Origin of the sequence: Pseudomonas frederiksbergensis (assembly GCF_017114915.1) — a bacterium.
GTDB classification, from domain to species: domain Bacteria; phylum Pseudomonadota; class Gammaproteobacteria; order Pseudomonadales; family Pseudomonadaceae; genus Aquipseudomonas; species Aquipseudomonas frederiksbergensis_I.
On sequence record NZ_JAAUOE010000034.1, the window covers coordinates 42,958 to 60,887 of the forward strand.

Annotated in this window: 16 protein-coding genes and 1 pseudogene; 14 read left to right on the forward strand and 3 right to left on the reverse strand. The window is 61.8% G+C overall.

The window, feature by feature from the left end; translation table 11 throughout:
* Positions 1–4: 4 nt before the first annotated feature.
* The 3 genes from tssK to tagH form a co-directional block, all read right to left on the reverse strand.
* Complete coding sequence (tssK, locus tag HCU66_RS21070; RefSeq protein WP_205890401.1) at positions 5–1,339, reverse strand: type VI secretion system baseplate subunit TssK; 1,335 nt, start codon at positions 1,337–1,339, stop codon at positions 5–7.
* A 15-nt stretch (positions 1,340–1,354) separates the two neighbouring features.
* The gene (gene tssJ / locus HCU66_RS21075; protein WP_205890402.1) at positions 1,355–1,861 is read right to left on the reverse strand and encodes a type VI secretion system lipoprotein TssJ; all 507 of its coding nucleotides are present in this window, start codon (positions 1,859–1,861) and stop codon (positions 1,355–1,357) included.
* A gap of 72 nt (positions 1,862–1,933) precedes the next feature.
* On the reverse strand, positions 1,934–3,337 hold the full coding sequence (gene tagH / locus HCU66_RS21080) for a type VI secretion system-associated FHA domain protein TagH (protein ID WP_205890403.1): 1,404 nt from the start codon (positions 3,335–3,337) through the stop codon (positions 1,934–1,936).
* A 404-nt stretch (positions 3,338–3,741) separates the two neighbouring features.
* Here tagH and tssA point away from each other — a divergent pair, with 404 nt between their 5' ends.
* From tssA to HCU66_RS21150, 14 genes and pseudogenes are all read left to right on the forward strand, one after another.
* Positions 3,742–4,779, forward strand: a complete 1,038-nt coding sequence (gene tssA / locus HCU66_RS21085) for a type VI secretion system protein TssA (RefSeq protein ID WP_205890404.1) — start codon at positions 3,742–3,744, stop codon at positions 4,777–4,779.
* 80 nt (positions 4,780–4,859) lie between these two features.
* Entirely contained in the window at positions 4,860–5,369 is a 510-nt protein-coding gene (gene tssB / locus HCU66_RS21090) for a type VI secretion system contractile sheath small subunit (RefSeq protein WP_102614536.1), read from the forward strand.
* Between the two features lie 15 nt (positions 5,370–5,384).
* Entirely contained in the window at positions 5,385–6,878 is a 1,494-nt protein-coding gene (gene tssC, locus HCU66_RS21095; RefSeq protein WP_205890405.1) for a type VI secretion system contractile sheath large subunit, read from the forward strand.
* An 87-nt stretch (positions 6,879–6,965) separates the two neighbouring features.
* A complete protein-coding gene (locus tag HCU66_RS21100) occupies positions 6,966–7,454 on the forward strand; it encodes an Hcp family type VI secretion system effector (RefSeq protein ID WP_205890406.1) in 489 nt (162 codons plus the stop codon).
* A gap of 82 nt (positions 7,455–7,536) precedes the next feature.
* Positions 7,537–7,974, forward strand: a complete 438-nt coding sequence (locus tag HCU66_RS21105) for a T6SS effector amidase Tae4 family protein (RefSeq protein ID WP_205890407.1) — start codon at positions 7,537–7,539, stop codon at positions 7,972–7,974.
* Positions 7,971–8,417, forward strand: a complete 447-nt coding sequence (locus HCU66_RS21110; RefSeq protein ID WP_205890408.1) for a hypothetical protein — start codon at positions 7,971–7,973, stop codon at positions 8,415–8,417. The genes HCU66_RS21105 and HCU66_RS21110 overlap by 4 nt, the downstream gene beginning before the upstream one ends.
* Positions 8,418–8,452: 35 nt before the next feature.
* Positions 8,453–8,938, forward strand: coding sequence for a hypothetical protein (locus tag HCU66_RS21115; protein WP_241015603.1), 486 nt, complete (start codon positions 8,453–8,455; stop codon positions 8,936–8,938).
* Positions 8,932–9,444, forward strand: coding sequence for a type VI secretion system baseplate subunit TssE (gene tssE, locus HCU66_RS21120; protein WP_123581149.1), 513 nt, complete (start codon positions 8,932–8,934; stop codon positions 9,442–9,444). Before HCU66_RS21115 ends, tssE begins: the two co-directional genes overlap by 7 nt.
* The gene (gene tssF / locus HCU66_RS21125; protein WP_205890409.1) at positions 9,441–11,300 is read left to right on the forward strand and encodes a type VI secretion system baseplate subunit TssF; all 1,860 of its coding nucleotides are present in this window, start codon (positions 9,441–9,443) and stop codon (positions 11,298–11,300) included. The genes tssE and tssF overlap by 4 nt, the downstream gene beginning before the upstream one ends.
* Positions 11,264–12,316, forward strand: coding sequence for a type VI secretion system baseplate subunit TssG (tssG, locus tag HCU66_RS21130; protein WP_205890410.1), 1,053 nt, complete (start codon positions 11,264–11,266; stop codon positions 12,314–12,316). Before tssF ends, tssG begins: the two co-directional genes overlap by 37 nt.
* Positions 12,309–14,987 (forward strand): type VI secretion system ATPase TssH, encoded by a 2,679-nt coding sequence (gene tssH, locus HCU66_RS21135; RefSeq protein WP_205890411.1) that lies wholly within the window; start codon positions 12,309–12,311, stop codon positions 14,985–14,987. Before tssG ends, tssH begins: the two co-directional genes overlap by 8 nt.
* 49 nt (positions 14,988–15,036) lie before the next feature.
* Positions 15,037–16,974: a type VI secretion system Vgr family protein gene (locus HCU66_RS21140; protein ID WP_205890412.1), complete on the forward strand. Its 1,938-nt coding sequence runs from the start codon at positions 15,037–15,039 to the stop codon at positions 16,972–16,974.
* An 18-nt stretch (positions 16,975–16,992) separates the two neighbouring features.
* Positions 16,993–17,427, forward strand: a complete 435-nt coding sequence (locus HCU66_RS21145) for a DcrB-related protein (RefSeq protein ID WP_205890413.1) — start codon at positions 16,993–16,995, stop codon at positions 17,425–17,427.
* 12 nt (positions 17,428–17,439) lie between these two features.
* Positions 17,440–17,930 (forward strand): annotated as a pseudogene (locus tag HCU66_RS21150) (RHS repeat-associated core domain-containing protein); the annotation flags it as partial.

A 17,930-nucleotide genomic window follows, 5' to 3' on the forward strand; every position in this document is an offset into this window, starting at 1 on the left:
CGGTTTATCCTCGGATCGCCCAGAAAGCCAGGTTCAATCCCGGGAACTGACCCGCGATGTGGAACGCAAAACCGCCGGAGTTGGCCAGTTGTTGCCAATGCTCGCTGCCCCGGTCGAGTTCGTAATAGGTGGAGCCGGCGTGATACGGGAGCTGGCGTGGTGCCACCGGCAGCGGCAGCAGGCCGATGCCCGGCAATTGCAGGTTGACCAGATCGCGAATGTGCTCCACCGAGCCAATTTTGCTCTGCTGGCCGAAGCGGCTGCGCAGGGTCTCGGCAGGCACATCGGCGCGCACCACCAGGATGAAACTGGCGCTGTCGAGCAGGGTCTTGTCAGCCAGCATGGCCACATGAATGCCGTAGGCTTTTTCGACGATCGGAATCGGCGTGGCCTTGCTGTCGATCAGCATGGACAGCGCCTCACGCAGGGCTTGCATCACCGGCGCAAAACTCAGCGCCAGGTCATCGTGCTGGTACTGCGGGTACTCCTGCGGTCGCCGCCCGGAAGCGGTAAAGGTCGAGAACTCCCCGGCCAGGCTTACCAGCTCGCTGTAGAACCGCTCGGGGTGCAACGGGCTCAACTGGCTCAAATGCTGGATCAACGGCTGGGCACGGTTGACCAGTTGCAGCAGCATGAAATCGGCAATCTCCGAGGCACCGCCGGCACCGGACGCCACCACCCGCCCGGCAAGGGCTTCGCCGCGTTGATGCAGCAGGCCCAGCAGTTCGTTGCGAAACGCCGCCAGGGGTTTGGAGGCGCCCACATCCAGCAGCGGCGGGATGTACGTATCGTCGAGCACCAAGGCGCGGTCGGCGCGTTTCTCCTTGATTCGCACCAGGCCGATGGCGGCGTAATCGCTGATGCCATCCTGGGCGATCAATAATCGCAGCGCCCTCGAACCCACGGCCACCGGGGCCTGGTTTTCGAACGGTGCGTTGTCGTCCCGCACTTCGCGCACCTGGCTCACGTAGCGCGCAGCGCCCAGGGCTTCGCCTTCGTCAACGGTGTCACGCGCACCGGCGCGCTTGAGCGGCAAGGCCAGGTACACCAAGCCATCGCGCAGGTTGTCATCGACATTCAACGGGCTCGGCGCCAGGTCATCCTGGGGAATGTTGAAGGGCGTGCCATCCGGCAACAGGCCCCGCGCCGAGATGATCGCCAGTTTGCCCTGGGCCAGCAGGCCCTGGTCGATCAGCAATTCGGAGAAGCCCCAGGCGCCGGCCGACAACGGGCGGCTGCGGGCGTCGATGAGGTTTTCCAGGTAACGGTCATGCTGCTGAAAGTGCTGCGTTCCGATGAACATGCCTTCCGACCAGACCACGCGATTGTTCCAGGACATGGGGGCTCCGATTGCTTATTGGGCAGGGCTGGATGGGGAAACCGCGACGGCGCTGCGCACGGCTCGCACATCGAGGCTGATCTGGTACTCGGTGTATTGGCGCGGCGGGACGTTCATCACCGTGCGCCACAGCGACTGATCCAGCTCGCGATACCCCACCAGTACGCCGATATGGCGGGTGGCCGGGTCGAGGTCGCGCTGCAGGCTCAACTGCTGGCCGGGCTGGATCAGCACTTCGTCCTGGTCGATCAGATCCGCGCCGAGCGTCGCCTGGGCCCGTTCGGCCAGGGCGAAATAATCGGAGCGACCGAAGGTGGCGGCATTCTTCAGTTCGAAAATGCGCACCCGGACCGGGGCCGGCTGGCCGGTGGCGCCGGGGTTGAGGCCGGCAATGGCGTGAAAGTGCAGCTCGACGGCGGCCGTGTCGGCCTCAGCCTCTTCGGGCTGGGGTTTGGCCGTCTCCCTGGCACACGCGGTCAGCAGCAGCGCGGTGGCGACTGTGAGTAAAAACCTGCGAATCATCCTGCGTCCTCAATGACGTTTCAGCTTTCCGTTGTTCCATTCTTTGCTATGTAGCGTTATGCGACGGCGACGCTAGGGGCGGCGCTGTCGTGAACTGTGTTCTTCGTAGGCGCGGCTGAATTCCCGACCGAACAGGTCCTGGAAATCCTCTTGGGCCTCACGGGAAATATTGCTGTAGAGCTCGGTGAATTGCTGCCAGTACTGGGCCTGTCGCGAGCCATTGAAAAGGCTCGACAGGCCACCGGGCCTGCCCATGCGCTCTTCCAGTTGCGCCGGCTCGAAGCGCGCCAGCAGATGTTTGATCGCCGCCTCCACGCCGGCCATCACCGCCAATTGGTGGGCGCGCAAGTCATCGAAGCTGTCGCGTACCGCCAGGTCCGGCGCCATGAACGCCTGATTGCCGTGGCGCAATAGCAACAGCAAGGCTTCATCGACGTTGGGCGCGAATTTCAGCGGGTTGTTTGCCACCGGTTGAATCATCGTCTGCTGAATACGGAACTCGCCCTTGAGGCTGCTGCGGGCGCGCAAGACATCGATCAGGCCTTCGACCATCAGCCGATAACTGCGGCCGATGCTTTCCATTTGCGCTTCGGCCTCGGCCTTGTCCAGGCGCACTTGCTCCAGCCCGGCGCCGCGTAGAAAGGCTTGCAACAGGTCGGGTTGAGAGTTGTCGGCTGGATTGACTGGGCGCTCGACGATGGCGACGGGCGGTTCGCGCAAGGGGGCCGGTTCGATCGGTTCGCTGATTTGAGGTGCGGGTGGCGGCGCAACTTCTGCAACCGGCAAGGGGGCAACCGATACCGGCGCCGGCTTGTCGCTGAACAGGTCCCAATCTTCCGGAATCACCGGGGCTGGAGCCGACGCCAGCGGCGCAGGCTCGGTCATGGGCGCCGGGTTGGAGATCGGGGTCGGTGGTCGGAAGTCATGTTGCTCGACCGGGACATGGTCGGGCTGGGTGGCCGGCGGGATGCTGCTCGGTGCCAGAAAGTCGAACAGGTCCGGCAGTGTGTCCATAGCCGACACGCCCTGAAAATGTGCGGGGGGTTTCACGGGCAACGGGGTCGGCGCCTTCACGACGGCGCCCTGGCGCCCCATCAAGGCATCGAAGCTGCTGGATGCATCGGCAAACGGGCGGCTGTCGGTCCCCGGCAGATTGAAATCGATGCGCGCCTGGATTTCATAATCACCGATGCGAATAACTTCCCCATCTTGCAGCGGCTCGCTGTTGCCCTTGCGCAGACGAATGCCGGCCTTGACCAACTCCACACCATTAGTGCTGTTATCGGTTAAGTAATACCGGCCATCTTTATATTGAATAACGCAATGCTTTCCGGAAACCAGACGCTCTGGATCGGGCAATACCCAGTCATTGTCAGAGTTACGACCTATTGCCATCACCCCCTGATCCATGGACTTTTCAGGGCACTGGCCAGGGGTAATCTTGTGATAACTAGTGATAGTCAAACACAGCGGCATCTTGCCTCCTTGCTGCACACTTTGCGCGCCGGCGAGTGAGGGCACCTACCCCCAGACGACTCCGACAACCCTTGCAAACAACCTAAAAAAACGGCTTTTTAACAGCATAATTGCTGATATTAACCGAGTTGCATGACAAAAAACCTGCGTCGGTACCAGCCTCGACCTATTGGTCGCGCTGGTTGTTAAGCACCTCACAATTGTCACACAGGAGAAATAGCTTACCTTGACAAGCCACAAGTACTACACCAAAAATGAACAACTTTTCGAATATCAATGATGGCACTTTAAAATCATTGCATATCCAAAGAGCCATTACACTCAAGGAAACATACGAAGTTCCATCTGGAACTTACGTGTGAACGGCCCGACTCTGTCAGCGGGCGATAGGGAGATCCAATTCAGTGGAAGTGCTTTCGCTGCTCGCCGCCGTTTCCGCGACTTCGCCTTGTGGCGAAGATCTGGAATATGACGCGGACTTTTTGCGCCTGGAACGCGATTCCCAAGGCCAGCCCGAGCGCAGCATGGGCGATTCGATATTGCCTGCCGAACCCCCTGAATGGCGCAGCATCCAGCAGCAAAGCCTGGAGTTGCTACAACGCAGTAAAGATCTGCGTATCACCCATTTCCTGTTGCAAAGTTCCCTTGCCCTCGAAGGCGTCACCGGCCTGGCCCATGTCCTGACGCTGATCAGCGAATTGCTCAAGCAATACTGGGCCGATCTGCATCCGCGCCTGGATGCCGACGACGATAACGACCCCACCGTACGCATCAATGCCCTCGCCGGCTTGACCTCCGATGTCACCATTCGCCTGCTGCGCGAAAGCATCCTGGCCCGGTCGCGAACCTTCGGCGCAGTCAGCCTGCGCGCCGCCGCCAATGCCAGCGGCCTGCAAAGCTTCCCCGGCGAAAACCTCGGCGCCGAGCAGCTTGCCGGGGCGTTCCTCGACAGCGATCCCGAGCAGCTGGAAATCACCCGCAAAGCCTTGCACGAGGCCCGCAGCGCCGCCGAAGTCATCGAGCAACAGGTCAGCGAACAGGTCGGTTCCGCCCAGGGCGTTGACCTTGGCCCATTGAAGCAACCGCTCAAGATGGCCTTGCAGATTCTCGGCCAGTTCGCCCCGCAGAGTGGCGACAGTGCCCTCCCCGACTCCGTCAGCGACGACAGCGCCGCGCCGGTTGAATACGCCACCACGCCGAGCGCACCGCGCAACACCGGCACCAGCACCAGCACTGGCGAAATCAACAACCGCGACGACGTGTTGCGCAGCCTGGACCGGATTCTTGCGTACTACACCCGTCATGAGCCCTCCAGCCCGCTGCCGGTGCTGTTGAACCGGGCGAAGAATCTGGTGCACGCCGACTTCGCGGCGATCGTGCGCAACCTGATTCCCGACGGCATGAGCCAATTTGAAAACCTGCGCGGACCAGACAGCGAATAAAAGCGTACGGATCACGCAGTCACGTCACCGGCACCGCCGATGACGCCAACACCGTCGCTTGAGCGACCAGGAGCAGCAACGTGGCGAAGCAAAGTTCTCAGAAATTCATCGCGCGCAACCGCGCGCCTCGAGTGCAGATCGAGTACGACGTCGAGCTCTACGGCGCCGAGAAAAAGGTTCAGTTGCCCTTCGTGATGGGGGTTATGGCTGACCTCGCCGGCAAGCCCGCCGAGCCTCTGGCACCTGTGGCCGACCGCAAGTTCCTTGAAGTGGACGTGGATAACTTCGACTCCCGCCTCAAGGCCATGCAGCCACGCGTCGCGTTCAACGTACCCAACGAGCTGACCGGCGAAGGCAACCTGAGCCTGGACATCACCTTTGAAAGCATGGACGACTTCAGCCCGGCCGCCGTGGCGCGCAAGGTCGACTCGCTGAACAAGCTGCTCGAAGCGCGCACCCAACTGGCCAACCTGCTGACCTACATGGACGGCAAGACCGGCGCCGAAGAAATCATCATGAAGGCGATCAAGGACCCGGCGCTGCTCCAGGCGCTTGCCAGTGCGCCCAAGCCCGCCGAGCCTCAGGCTTAATCAGGACGAATGATCATGACCGATTCAGTACGTGCAGACGCCCAGACACTGGGCACCACCGAAGAAGCCAGTGAGTTCGCCTCCCTGCTGCTTCAAGAATTCAAACCCAAGACCGAACGCGCCCGCGAAGCCGTCGAGACCGCCGTGCGCACCTTGGCCGAACAGGCCCTGGCGCAGACCGACCTGGTGTCCAACGATGCGATCAAGTCGATCGAGTCGATCATTGCCGCCATCGACGCCAAGCTCACCGCCCAGGTCAATCAGGTCATCCACCACCCGGACTTCCAACAACTGGAAAGCGCCTGGCGTGGCTTGCACTACCTGGTCAACAACACCGAGAGCGACGAGCAGCTCAAGATCCGCGTGCTCAACATCTCCAAGACCGACCTGCACAAGACCCTGAAGAAGTTCAAGGGCACCGCATGGGACCAGAGCCCGATCTTCAAAAAGATGTACGAAGAAGAATACGGCCAGTTCGGTGGCGAACCTTACGGCTGCCTGGTGGGCGACTACTACTTCGACCAGTCGCCGCCGGATGTCGAGTTGCTGGGCGAACTGTCGAAAGTCTGCGCTGCCATGCACTCGCCGTTCATTGCCGCCGCCTCGCCGACCGTGATGGGCATGGGCTCGTGGCAGGAACTGTCGAACCCCCGCGATTTGACCAAAATCTTCACCACCCCGGAATACGCCGGCTGGCGCTCGCTGCGTGAATCGGAAGACTCGCGCTACATCGGCCTGACCATGCCACGCTTCCTGGCACGCCTGCCATACGGTGCCAAGACCGACCCGGTGGAAGCCTTCGCCTTCGAAGAAAACACCGACGGCGCCGACAGCTCCAAGTACACCTGGGCCAACGCCGCTTACGCGATGGCGGTGAACATCAACCGCTCGTTCAAACACTTTGGCTGGTGCTCGCGCATTCGTGGCGTGGAGTCTGGCGGTGAAGTGGAAAACCTGCCGGCACATACCTTCCCGACCGACGACGGTGGCGTGGACATGAAGTGCCCGACCGAAATCGCCATTTCGGACCGCCGCGAAGCGGAGCTGGCGAAGAACGGTTTCATGCCGCTGCTGCACAAGAAAAACACCGACTTCGCCGCGTTCATCGGCGCCCAGTCGTTGCAGAAGCCGGCCGAGTACGACGACCCGGACGCCACCGCCAACGCCAACCTGGCCGCGCGCCTGCCGTACCTGTTCGCCACCTGCCGTTTCGCCCATTACTTGAAGTGCATCGTGCGCGACAAGATCGGCTCCTTCAAAGAGAAGGACGAGATGCAGCGCTGGTTGCAGGACTGGATCCTCAACTACGTCGACGGTGACCCGGCGCACTCCACCGAAACCACCAAGGCCCAGCACCCATTGGCGGCGGCCGAAGTGATCGTCGAAGAGGTGGAAGGCAACCCGGGGTATTACAACTCCAGGTTCTACCTGCGCCCGCACTATCAGCTCGAAGGCCTGACCGTGTCGCTGCGCCTGGTATCCAAGCTGCCTTCGGCAAAAGGCGCGTAACACCGCCCTTGATGTGATCGCTCCCACGCTCTGCGTGGGAACGATCAGCAAAAACACAATGTGGTAGAGACCACACAGGGAGAAAACATGGCTGTTGATATTTTCATCAAGATCGGCGACATCAAGGGCGAGTCCATGGATAAGGCCCACAAGGACGAAATCGACGTCTTGAACTGGAGCTGGGGCATGTCCCAGTCCGGCAATATGCACATGGGCAGCGGCGGCGGTGCAGGCAAGGTGAACATCCAGGACCTGTCGCTGACCAAATACGTCGACAAGGCCACACCGAACCTGATGATGCATTGCTCCAGCGGCAAGCACATCGACAAGGTCAAGCTGACCGTGCGCAAGGCCGGCGGCGAAAGCCAGGTCGAGTACATGATCATCAACCTGGAAGAAGTGCTGATCACGTCCCTGAGCACCGGCGGCTCGGGCAGCGATGATCGCCTGACCGAAAACGTCACCCTGAACTTCGCCAAGGTGCTGGTGGACTACCAGCCGCAAAAAGCCGACGGCACCAAGGACGGCGGGCCGGTCAAGTACGGCTGGAATGTTCGTCAGAACATCAAGGTGTAAGCGAACATGCCCCCGGTGTTACACGCCGGGGGCGTTTTGGCGCTTGCTCGAATCCCATCCTTTCCCACCCGGTGTCTGAGTCATGGCCAAGCCTTCGTTTATTAATTTGTGGAGCAGCTATCCCACCGTCAAGGATCCATGCGACCAGCCCTGGGGCAACCAGTGCGCGATTCGCATGAGTGTCGCGTTGAATGGCGAGTTGACGATCAAGGTCAACAAATCGACCTACACCGATCCCAAATGCAAGCATGAACATGCCCGTGGCGCCGAGTCCCTGGCCAACTGGCTCTGGCGGCATCATTTGGGTCGCCCGACCATTCTGAGCGGCAGCGCAGCTGACCGGCTGACACTGAGCCAAAAGACCGGGATCATTTTTTTCAAGGATTGCTTTGCCCGTTCAAACGAGCTTGAAAGCCAGCGTTCCGGCGACCACATCGATCTATGGAATCGTGGCCGAACCAAGGGCTTCTTTGATGGTGACTTCCTTTCCAAACAGGTCTGGTTCTGGGAGCTGACATGATAGGGCCAACGCTACGGGCGACGCTCCTGTGCAGCCTGCTGATCAGCTTGAATGCCTGCGCTGAAACTGACCCTGATCAACTCGACGCACCCGCTCGCACTCAGGGAACATTCGCGGGCCAGGCACTTAAGTTAGTCGACCTGAACGGTCAATGTGCGGTCCTCAAACCAGATCAGACTCATCTGGTACTGGGCATGGAGTGGCCGTGCTACTTCAACCTGAACCCAAGGGGTGAATTGCGGGTAGAAATGTTCAGAGGCGTTCCGATCTTTCTAGTAGAACGGAGCGTGCCCGAGCCACCGCCGAGTCGGGACTGCGACGCCAAATCCCAGGCTGTACGCAAGATCAATGGTGTTCTGGAAGCCTCGTCGGTCAACCCCAGCGCCATGTGCGGGCTCGGCCAACAAGACCAGAAAATGTTTACGGCGCTGTTCCGGTGGTAACCGACATCGCCAGTCGTGATCGCCTGCAACTGTCCATGCTGGACCGGTTGAACGCGCCGAGGGTGTCCGAGTCATGGCCGGGTCATCGTTTATCCGTGAAAAAGCACCTGCTCACCATGTGCCTGGCGATGAACCTGATCAGCCTGAACGCATGGGCCGAACATACCGAGATGCCTACAACCCAGGCCGTCTTTGTCGGGCAGCAACTCAGGCTGATTGACGACCAGGGTCAATGCACGCTGGTCAAACCCGACCAGAGTCGCATGAAGCTGGACATGGAGTGGCCTTGCAGCTTCAGCCTGAATAAACAGCAGCAACTGCGCGTAGAGACGTTCAACGACATCCCGATATTTTCGGTCTGGCGTAGCGAACACATGCCTGCGCCCAGCCGCGACTGCCTCAGCAAAATGCAGGCTATTCGCCGGATCAAGGGGAGCCTGGAGGCGGGAGCGGTCAACACGTTTGCGTCCTGCGGCTCGGGCGGGGACCAGAAAATGTATGTGGGGCCATTTACGTGGTAACCGAAATCGCCACCCGCGATCGCCTGCAACCGTCCCTGCTGGACCGGTTGACCGATGACGATCCGAGCAATCTCAAGGAAAGCGCCGACAAGCGCGTGCTATCCCTGAGCCAACTCAAAGCCTCCGTGCTGCGTGACTTGGCGTGGCTGCTCAACACCACTTCATTGCTCAGCGCCGATGCGACCCTGCACACCCCGGCGGGCACTTCGGTGGTCAACTTCGGGCTGCCGGCTCTGGCCGGCAACAGCGCGTCGAACGTCGACATCGCGGCGCTTGAAGCGCTGATCCACCAGGCCATCGCCACGTTCGAACCGCGGATTCTGCGCCATACCCTGCGCGTGCGGGCCCGGGCGTCCGCCGAAATGAACCACAACGCCCTGAGTTTCGAGATCGAAGGCGATCTCTGGGCGCAGCCGGTGCCGCTGCGCTTGATGCTGCAAACCGACCTGGACCTGGAATCCGGCCATGTGCGGGTGGTCAACGCCGACCAGCGGAGACGCTCATGAACCCGCGCCTGCTGGAGCTGTACAACCAGGAATTGCACCACGTGCGCGAAAGCGCGGCGGAGTTCGCCCAGGAATACCCGAAAATCGCCAGTCGGCTGACGTTGTCCGGCATGGACTGCGCCGACCCATACGTCGAGCGTTTGCTGGAGGGCTTCGCCTACCTGACGGCCCGGGTACAGCTCAAGCTCGATGCCGAGTACCCGACCTTCACCCACAATCTGCTGGAAATCGCCTACCCACATTATCTGGCGCCGACACCGTCGATGACCGTGGTGCACTTGCAGGCCGACCCCGATGAAGGCTCGCTGAGCAGCGGCTTCCCGCTGCCCCGGGACACGGCCCTGCGCGCCACCCTGGGACGCGAAACCCAAACCTGCTGCGAGTACCGCACCGCCCACGCGGTGACGTTGTGGCCGTTGCAGGTCAGCCAGGCCGAGTATTTCGGCAACCCATCCGCCGTGCTCGGGCGCCTGGCCGCCAGCGCGCCGAAGGCCAAGGCCGGCCTGCGCCTGACCCTGCGCACCGGTGCCGAACTGCCGTTCAACAGTCTGGCCCTGGACAACCTGCCGTTGTACCTCAACGGTGCGGACGAGCAGCCCTTCCGCCTCTACGAACAGCTGCTGGGCAACGCCTGCGCCGTGTTCGCCCGTCAGCCCGGCGCCGATTGGGTCGAGCGCCTGCCGCAGGACGCCCTGCGCTCCGTGGGATTCGACGATACCGACGCCGCGCTGCCCGTGGTCTCGCGGGCCTTCCAGGGCTATCGCCTGTTGCAGGAATACTTCGCCCTGCCCCATCGCTTTCTGTTTGTCGATTTCACCCAACTGAGCCGGGCGGTCAAACGCTGCGACGGCCAGGAACTGGAATTGATCGTGCTGTTCGAGCGTCACGATCCGAGCCTGGAAGGCAGCGTCGGTGCCGCGCAGTTCCTGCCGTTCTGCACCCCGGCCATCAATTTGTTTCCCAAGCGCCTGGATCGCATTCACCTGTCGGAACGGGTCAATGAACACCATGTGATCGCCGACCGTACCCGGCCGATGGATTTCGAGATTCATTCTCTGACCGCCCTCACCGGCCATGGCACCGGGGCGGAGCAGCCTTTCTTGCCGTTCTATGCCGTACGCGATCCGTCTCGCTACGGCCGCGATCAGGCCTGGTACACGGTGCGGCGCGAACCTCGCGTGCTGTCCAGCGGCCAGCGGCGCAACGGCCCGCGCTCGACTTACATCGGCAGCGAAACCTTCGTCAGTCTGGTGGACAGTCAGCAGGCGCCCTATCGCCACGACCTGCGCCAACTGGGCGTAACGGCGTTGTGTACCAACCGCGACCTGCCGCTGTTCATGAGCGTGGGCAATAGCAAGACCGACTTCACCCTGGCCGATAGCGCCCCGGTAGCGGCGGTGCGCTGCGTGGCAGGCCCGAGCCGCCCACGCGCCAGCCATGCCCACGACGCCAAGGCCTGGCGATTGATCAGCCAGCTGTCGCTCAACTACTTGTCCCTCAGCGAGCAAGGCCAGGGCGCCGCCGCCCTGCGCGAGCTGCTGCGCCTGTATGGCGACGACAACGATGCAGCCTTGCAGTTGCAGATCGAAGGCCTGCGCGAAGTCAGCAGCAAGGCCTGCACCCGACGCTTGCCAATGCCGGGCCCGATCGTGTTTGGTCGTGGCCTGGAGATCACCCTGGAATTCGATGAAAACGCGTTTCGCGGCACGGGGGTCTTCTTGCTCGGTGCCGTGTTCGAGCGCTTCCTGGCACGCTACGTGTCGATCAACAGTTTTACCGAGACGGTGATCCGTACCACCGAACGCGGCGAGATCATGCGATGGAAAGCCAAGCCCGGACGCCGTCCGACCCTGTGAGTACCCTGGACGCGATGCACCAGAAGCCCTGGGAATACGACTTCTTCCAGGCGTTGCGGCGCATCGAGTGCGAATCGCCTGACCTGCCGCGCCTGGGCCATTCATTGCGCCTGGCCGATGATCCGCTGCGCCTTGGGCAACAGGCCGATTGCACCTTTGCCCCTTCGACCCTGGCCTCGGTGCAGCCGGGCATCGACGGTTCGCCGGCGCGCCTGGAGCAGTTCTTTTTCGGCCTCGGCGGCCCCAACGGTCCGTTGCCGTTGCACCTCACCGAATATGTGCGCGAACGCCAGCGCAACAATGCCGACAGCACCAGCAAACGCTTCCTGGACGTGTTCCACCATCGCCTGCTGAGTCTGTTTTACCGGGCCTGGGCCGAAGCGCGGCCGACGGTCAGCCATGATCGCCCGGACGATGACTATTGGTCGGCACGCCTGGCGGCACTGAGCGGCCGAGGCATGCCGAGCCTGCTCAAACAAGGGCTGATCCCCGACACGGCGAAGCTGCATTACAGCGGTCATCTGTCGGCGCAAACCCGCTACCCGGATGGCTTGAAAGCCATTCTCAGCGACTACTTCGGGCTGCCGGTGGAGATCGAAGAGTACGTCGGCCAGTGGCTGGAGCTGCCGGAACGCAGCCGCGTGGGCGTCAGCGCCCATCAATTGGGCACGGATTTTTGCCTGGGCCGTTACGTCTGGGATCGCCAACACAAATTTCGCATTCGCCTGGGGCCACTCAAGCTCGATGACTACATGGGCATGCTGCCCGGCAGCCAACCCTTCAATGAGCTGGTGACGTGGGTGGCCGAATACCTGGGCCATGAACTGGACTGGGATCTGAACCTGGTTCTGAAACAACCCGAAGTACCGGCGCTGCAACTCAATGGCCGCTTCCGCCTGGGGTTCAATACCTGGCTGGGCAGGCCTGCAAACGATGCCAAGGATTTAATACTGGCCCGGCATTACGCCGAGCAAGCCAACACCTCACAGATCTCAAGGAGCCAAGAGCATGGGTGAAATCAGTCGCGCCGCGTTGTTCGGCAAACTCAACAGCGTGGGCTACAAAGCCATCGAAGCCGCCACCGTGTTCTGCAAGTTGCGCGGTAACCCTTATGTGGAACTGGCCCACTGGTTTCATCAGTTGCTGCAATTGCAGGACTCGGACCTGCACCGCCTCATCCGCCAGTTCAATATCGAGCCGGCGCGCCTGGCCCGGGACCTGACCGATGCCCTGGACCGTTTGCCACGGGGCTCGACGTCCATCACTGACTTGTCCTCCCATGTGGAAGAAGCCGTGGAGCGCGGCTGGGTCTACGGCAGCCTGATGTTCGGCGAAAGCCAGGTGCGTACCGGTTACCTGGTGCTGGGCATCCTCAAGACGCCGAGCCTGCGCCATGGGTTGCTGGGGCTGTCGGCGGAGTTTGACAAGATCAAGGTCGAGGCCCTGAGCGAGCGTTTTGACGAATACGTCGGCGACTCGCCGGAAAATGCCCTCGGCGCCAGCGATGGCTTCAACGCCGGCAGCGTACCCGGCGAAGCCAGCGGCGCCATGGCCCCCAGCGCCATGGGCAAGCAGGAAGCGCTCAAGCGTTTTACCGTCGACCTCACCGAGCAGGCCCGCAGCGGCAAGCTAGACCCGATTGTCGGGCGTGACGAAGAGATCCGCCAACTGGTGGACATCCTCATGCGCCGTCGGCAGAACAACCCGATCCTGACCGGTGAAGCCGGCGTCGGTAAAACCGCCGTGGTCGAAGGTTTTGCCCTGCGCATCGTTGCCGGTGACGTGCCGCCGGCGCTCAAGGACGTGGAACTGCGCAGCCTCGACGTCGGCCTGTTGCAGGCCGGCGCGAGCATGAAAGGTGAATTCGAACAGCGCCTGCGCCAGGTCATCGAAGACGTCCAGGCCTCGCCAAAACCGATCATCCTGTTCATCGACGAAGCCCACACGCTGGTAGGTGCCGGTGGTGCCGCCGGCACCGGGGATGCGGCCAATCTGCTCAAACCGGCGCTCGCCCGGGGCACGTTGCGCACCGTGGCCGCCACCACGTGGGCCGAGTACAAGAAGCACATCGAAAAAGACCCGGCCCTGACCCGTCGCTTCCAGGTGGTGCAAGTGGCCGAGCCGTCCGAAGACAAGGCGCTGCTGATGATGCGCGGCGTGGCCTCGACCATGGAAAAACACCATCAGGTGCAGATCCTCGACGAAGCCCTGGAAGCCTCGGTCAAACTGTCCCATCGCTACATCCCGGCGCGCCAGTTGCCGGACAAATCCGTGAGCCTGCTGGACACCGCCTGCGCCCGGGTCGCCATCAGCCTGCACGCCGTGCCGGCCGAAGTGGACGACAGCCGTCGGCGCATCGAGGCCTTGGAAACCGAGCTGCAAATCATTGCCCGCGAGCACGCCATCGGCATCGTCATCGGCGCCCGCCAAACCCAAAGCGAAAACCTGTTGAGCGCCGAACGCGAACGCCTCGCCGAGTTGGAAAGCCGCTGGACCGAAGAAAAAGCCCTGGTGGACGAACTGCTCGCCACCCGCGCCACCCTGCGCGAGCGCGTCGGTGTGGTGGACAGCGAGGACGGCAGCGAGACCAACCACGCCTTGCGCGAAAAACTGGTGGACCTGCAACAGCGTCTCAGCGCCCTGCAAGGGGAAACGCCGCTGATTCTGCCGACGGTCGATTACCAGGCCGTGGCCTCGGTGGTCGCCGACTGGACCGGCATTCCGGTGGGCCGCATGGCCCGCAACGAACTGGAAACCGTGCTCAACCTCGACCAGCACCTGAAAAAACGCATCATCGGCCAGGACCATGCCTTGCAGATGATCGCCAAACGCATCCAGACCTCCCGCGCCGGCCTCGACAACCCGAGCAAGCCGATTGGCGTGTTCATGCTCGCCGGCACCTCCGGCGTGGGCAAGACCGAAACCGCGCTGGCGCTGGCCGAAGCCATGTACGGCGGCGAGCAGAACGTCATCACCATCAACATGAGTGAATTCCAGGAAGCCCACACCGTGTCCACCCTCAAGGGCGCGCCACCGGGCTACATCGGCTATGGCGAAGGCGGCGTACTGACCGAAGCCGTGCGGCGCAAACCCTACAGCGTGGTGCTGCTGGATGAGGTGGAAAAAGCCCATCCGGACGTGCACGAGATTTTCTTCCAGGTCTTCGACAAAGGCGTGATGGAGGACGGCGAAGGCCGGGTGATCGACTTCAAGAACACCTTGATTCTGCTGACCACCAATGCCGGCACCGAGCTGATTGCCCAGGTCTGCAAAGACCCGCAAAACGTGCCCGAACCCGAGGAAATCGCCAAGGCCCTGCGCCAACCGCTGCTGGAGATTTTCCCCCCGGCATTGCTGGGCCGCTTGGTGACCATTCCGTACTACCCACTCAGCGACGACATGCTCAAGGCCATTACCCGCCTGCAACTCAACCGCATCAAAAAGCGCGTGGAGAACACTCACGAAGTGGCCTTCGATTACGACGACGCGGTGATCGACCTGATCGTCTCCCGCTGCACCGAAACCGAAAGCGGCGGCCGGATGATCGACACCATCCTGACCAACAGCCTGCTGCCAGACATGAGCCGCGAGTTCCTCACCCGCATGCTCGAAGGCAAAGCGCTGGCGAGCGTACGGATCAGTGCCCGGGATAACGAATTGCACTACGACTTCAGCGACGCCGCCTAAGCGGCGCCTCCTCCGGAGGAAGGAATCCAGCAGTGACAAGGGATAATTGATGCTATTCAAGCAACTCTCACGCCTGGCAAAAATCACCAGCCCCCTGGGGCCGGATGTGCTGTTGCTCAAGGACATGGGCGGCGGCGAAGAGCTGGGACGGCTGTTCAACTATGAGCTGCAGCTGCACTCGCTGGACAACGCCATCGACCTCAACCAGTTGCTGGGCAAACCCATGTGCCTGAGCCTGCAACTGGACGGCGGTGGCGAGCGTCATTTCCATGGCATCGTTGCCCGTTGCAGCCAGAACGTCGACCAGGGCCAGTTCGCCAGTTACCAGGCCACGCTGCGGCCGTGGCTATGGCTGCTGACCCGCACCTCCGATTGCCGGATTTTCCAGAACCTGACCATCCCGCAGATCATCAAGCAGGTGTTTCGCGACCTGGGTTTTTCCGATTTCGAAGACGCCCTGAGCCGGCCCTATCGCGAGTGGGAATACTGCGTGCAGTATCGCGAAACCAGCTTCGATTTCGTCAGCCGCCTGATGGAACAGGAAGGGATCTACTACTTCTTCCGCCATGAACAGGGTCGTCATGTGCTGGTGCTGGCCGATGCCTACGGCGCGCACACCAGCGCGCCTGGCTACGCCTCGGTGCCCTACTACCCCAAAAATGAACAGCAGCGCGAACGCGATCACATCCACGACTGGCACCTGGCCCAGCAAGTCCAGCCGGGCTCGCTGGAGCTCAACGACTATGACTTCCAGCGCCCCAGCGCGCGCATTGACGTGCGCTCGGCCATGCCCCGTCCGCACACCGCTGGCGATTATCCGCTGTACGACTACCCCGGCACCTACGTGCAAAGCGAAGACGGCGAACACTACGCCCGCACCCGCATCGAAGCCTTGCAAACCCTGCACGAACAGGTCGAGCTGGCCGGCAACGCCCGGGGCCTGGGCTCGGGTCATTTGTTCAGCCTCACCGGCTTCAGCCGCCAGGACCAGAACCGCGAATACCTGATCGTCGGCGCCCGCTACACCATCGACCAGGAAAGCCTGGAAACCAGCGGTGGCGCCGCCACGGCACAGTTCGAAAGCAGCCTGACCTGCATCGACGCCCAACAAAGCTATCGCCCGCTGCCCAACACCCAGCGCCCCATCGTCAAAGGCCCGCAGACCGCACTGGTGGTCGGCCCCAAGGGCGAGGAAATCTGGACCGACCAGTTCGGCCGGGTGAAGGTGCATTTCTATTGGGACCGTCACGACCAATCCAACGAAAACAGTTCGTGCTGGATTCGCGTGTCGCAATCCTGGGCCGGAAAAAACTGGGGCTCGATGCAGATCCCGCGAATCGGCCAGGAAGTGATCGTCAGCTTTCTCGAAGGCGACCCGGATCGGCCGATCATCACCGGTCGCGTCTACAACGCCGAACAGACCGTGCCCTACGACTTGCCGGAAAACGCCACCCAGAGCGGCATGAAGAGCCGTTCGAGCAAGGGCGGCTCACCGGCCAATTTCAACGAAATCCGCATGGAAGACAAAAAAGGCGCCGAGCAGTTGTACATCCATGCCGAGCGCAACCAGGACATCGTGGTCGAGGTGGATGAAAGCCACGCGGTGGGCCACGACCGCAACAAAAGCATTGGGCATGACGAGACGGTGACCATCGGCAACAACCGCCTGCGCATCGTCAAGCAGGAAGACATTCTGTCGGTGGGTCAGCGCAAGACCGACAGCATCAGCCAGAGCTATGTCATTGAAGTGGGCGAGAACCTGCGGCTGGTGTGCGGTGAAAGCATCCTGGAGCTCAATGCCAGCGGCCAGATCAACCTGACCGGCGTGCAAATCAGCGTCTATGCCAGCGGTGATGCCGAGTTCAACACCGGCGGCGTGCTGCACCTGAACAACGGCGGCGGCCCTGGCGCCACGCCTGATGGCCAGGGCGTCAAGGCCAGCATCGACGCCAACATCAATGCCGCGTTTCCCAAGCCCAAGGGCTAATCACGAGATCTGTGTTCCATGACTTACCGAATCAATGAATTCCAGTTCCAACTGCCGGCAAGCGAACTGCAAGACGCGTCGATCAACATCCTCAAGTTCCCTGAACTGGGCACTTCGCTGATTGTCAGCCGCAGCTTGCTGGCCGAGGGCGAAACCCTGCAAAGCAACTTCGACGACCAGCTCAAGCGCCTGGAAAAACAAGTGCAGGACTTGCGTTTTCAGCCGGGCGTCGCCGTGCGCCTGGGCGCCAGCCAGGACGTCGAAGGCATCGAGTTGCGCAGCCAGTTCAACAAGGGCAACGACAAAGTCTTCCAATACCAGTTGGCACTGGTGTTGCCCGGCAGCCGCAAAATGCTCGCCTTGAGCTACGTGAAGGCGGAAAAACTTGGCGATGCCGAAGCCGCGCATTGGGCGACCATCAAGAGTTCGTTGCTGTTCGACGTTCCGGCCTGATGAGCACCCTGCATGTCTGACGCACTCTGGGCCGCCCGGCTGGGCGATGCACTCAGCCACACCTCGATGATGGCCGACATTCTTGGCGGCGTGCTGGAGGTGGCAGCCAACATCGCGATCACCGCGGTGGCGACGGCTGCCGTGGTGGCGGCCACGGGCATCACGGTCGTCACCGGGGGGTTGGGCTGCTTCGTGCTCGGCTTGGTGGTGGGTACGATCGTCGGCCTCGCCATGAGCAAGACCGGGGCCGACAAGGGTCTGAGCAATTTATGCGAGAGTTTCAGTAACGCGCTGTTTCCGCCCACGGTGCAGGCGAACATTCTTACCGGCTCCACCAACACCCTCACCAACAACATCCCTGCTGCCCGGGCCGCTGGGGCGATTCAATCCCATGTCGCGCCGGCCGGCACCGAGCTGGAGGCACCCGAGCCCGAAGCCGAGCCCAGCTATCTGGACATGGCCGAGAGCTTCTTCTCCCAGATGTGGCGCCCCACCGTCGCCAC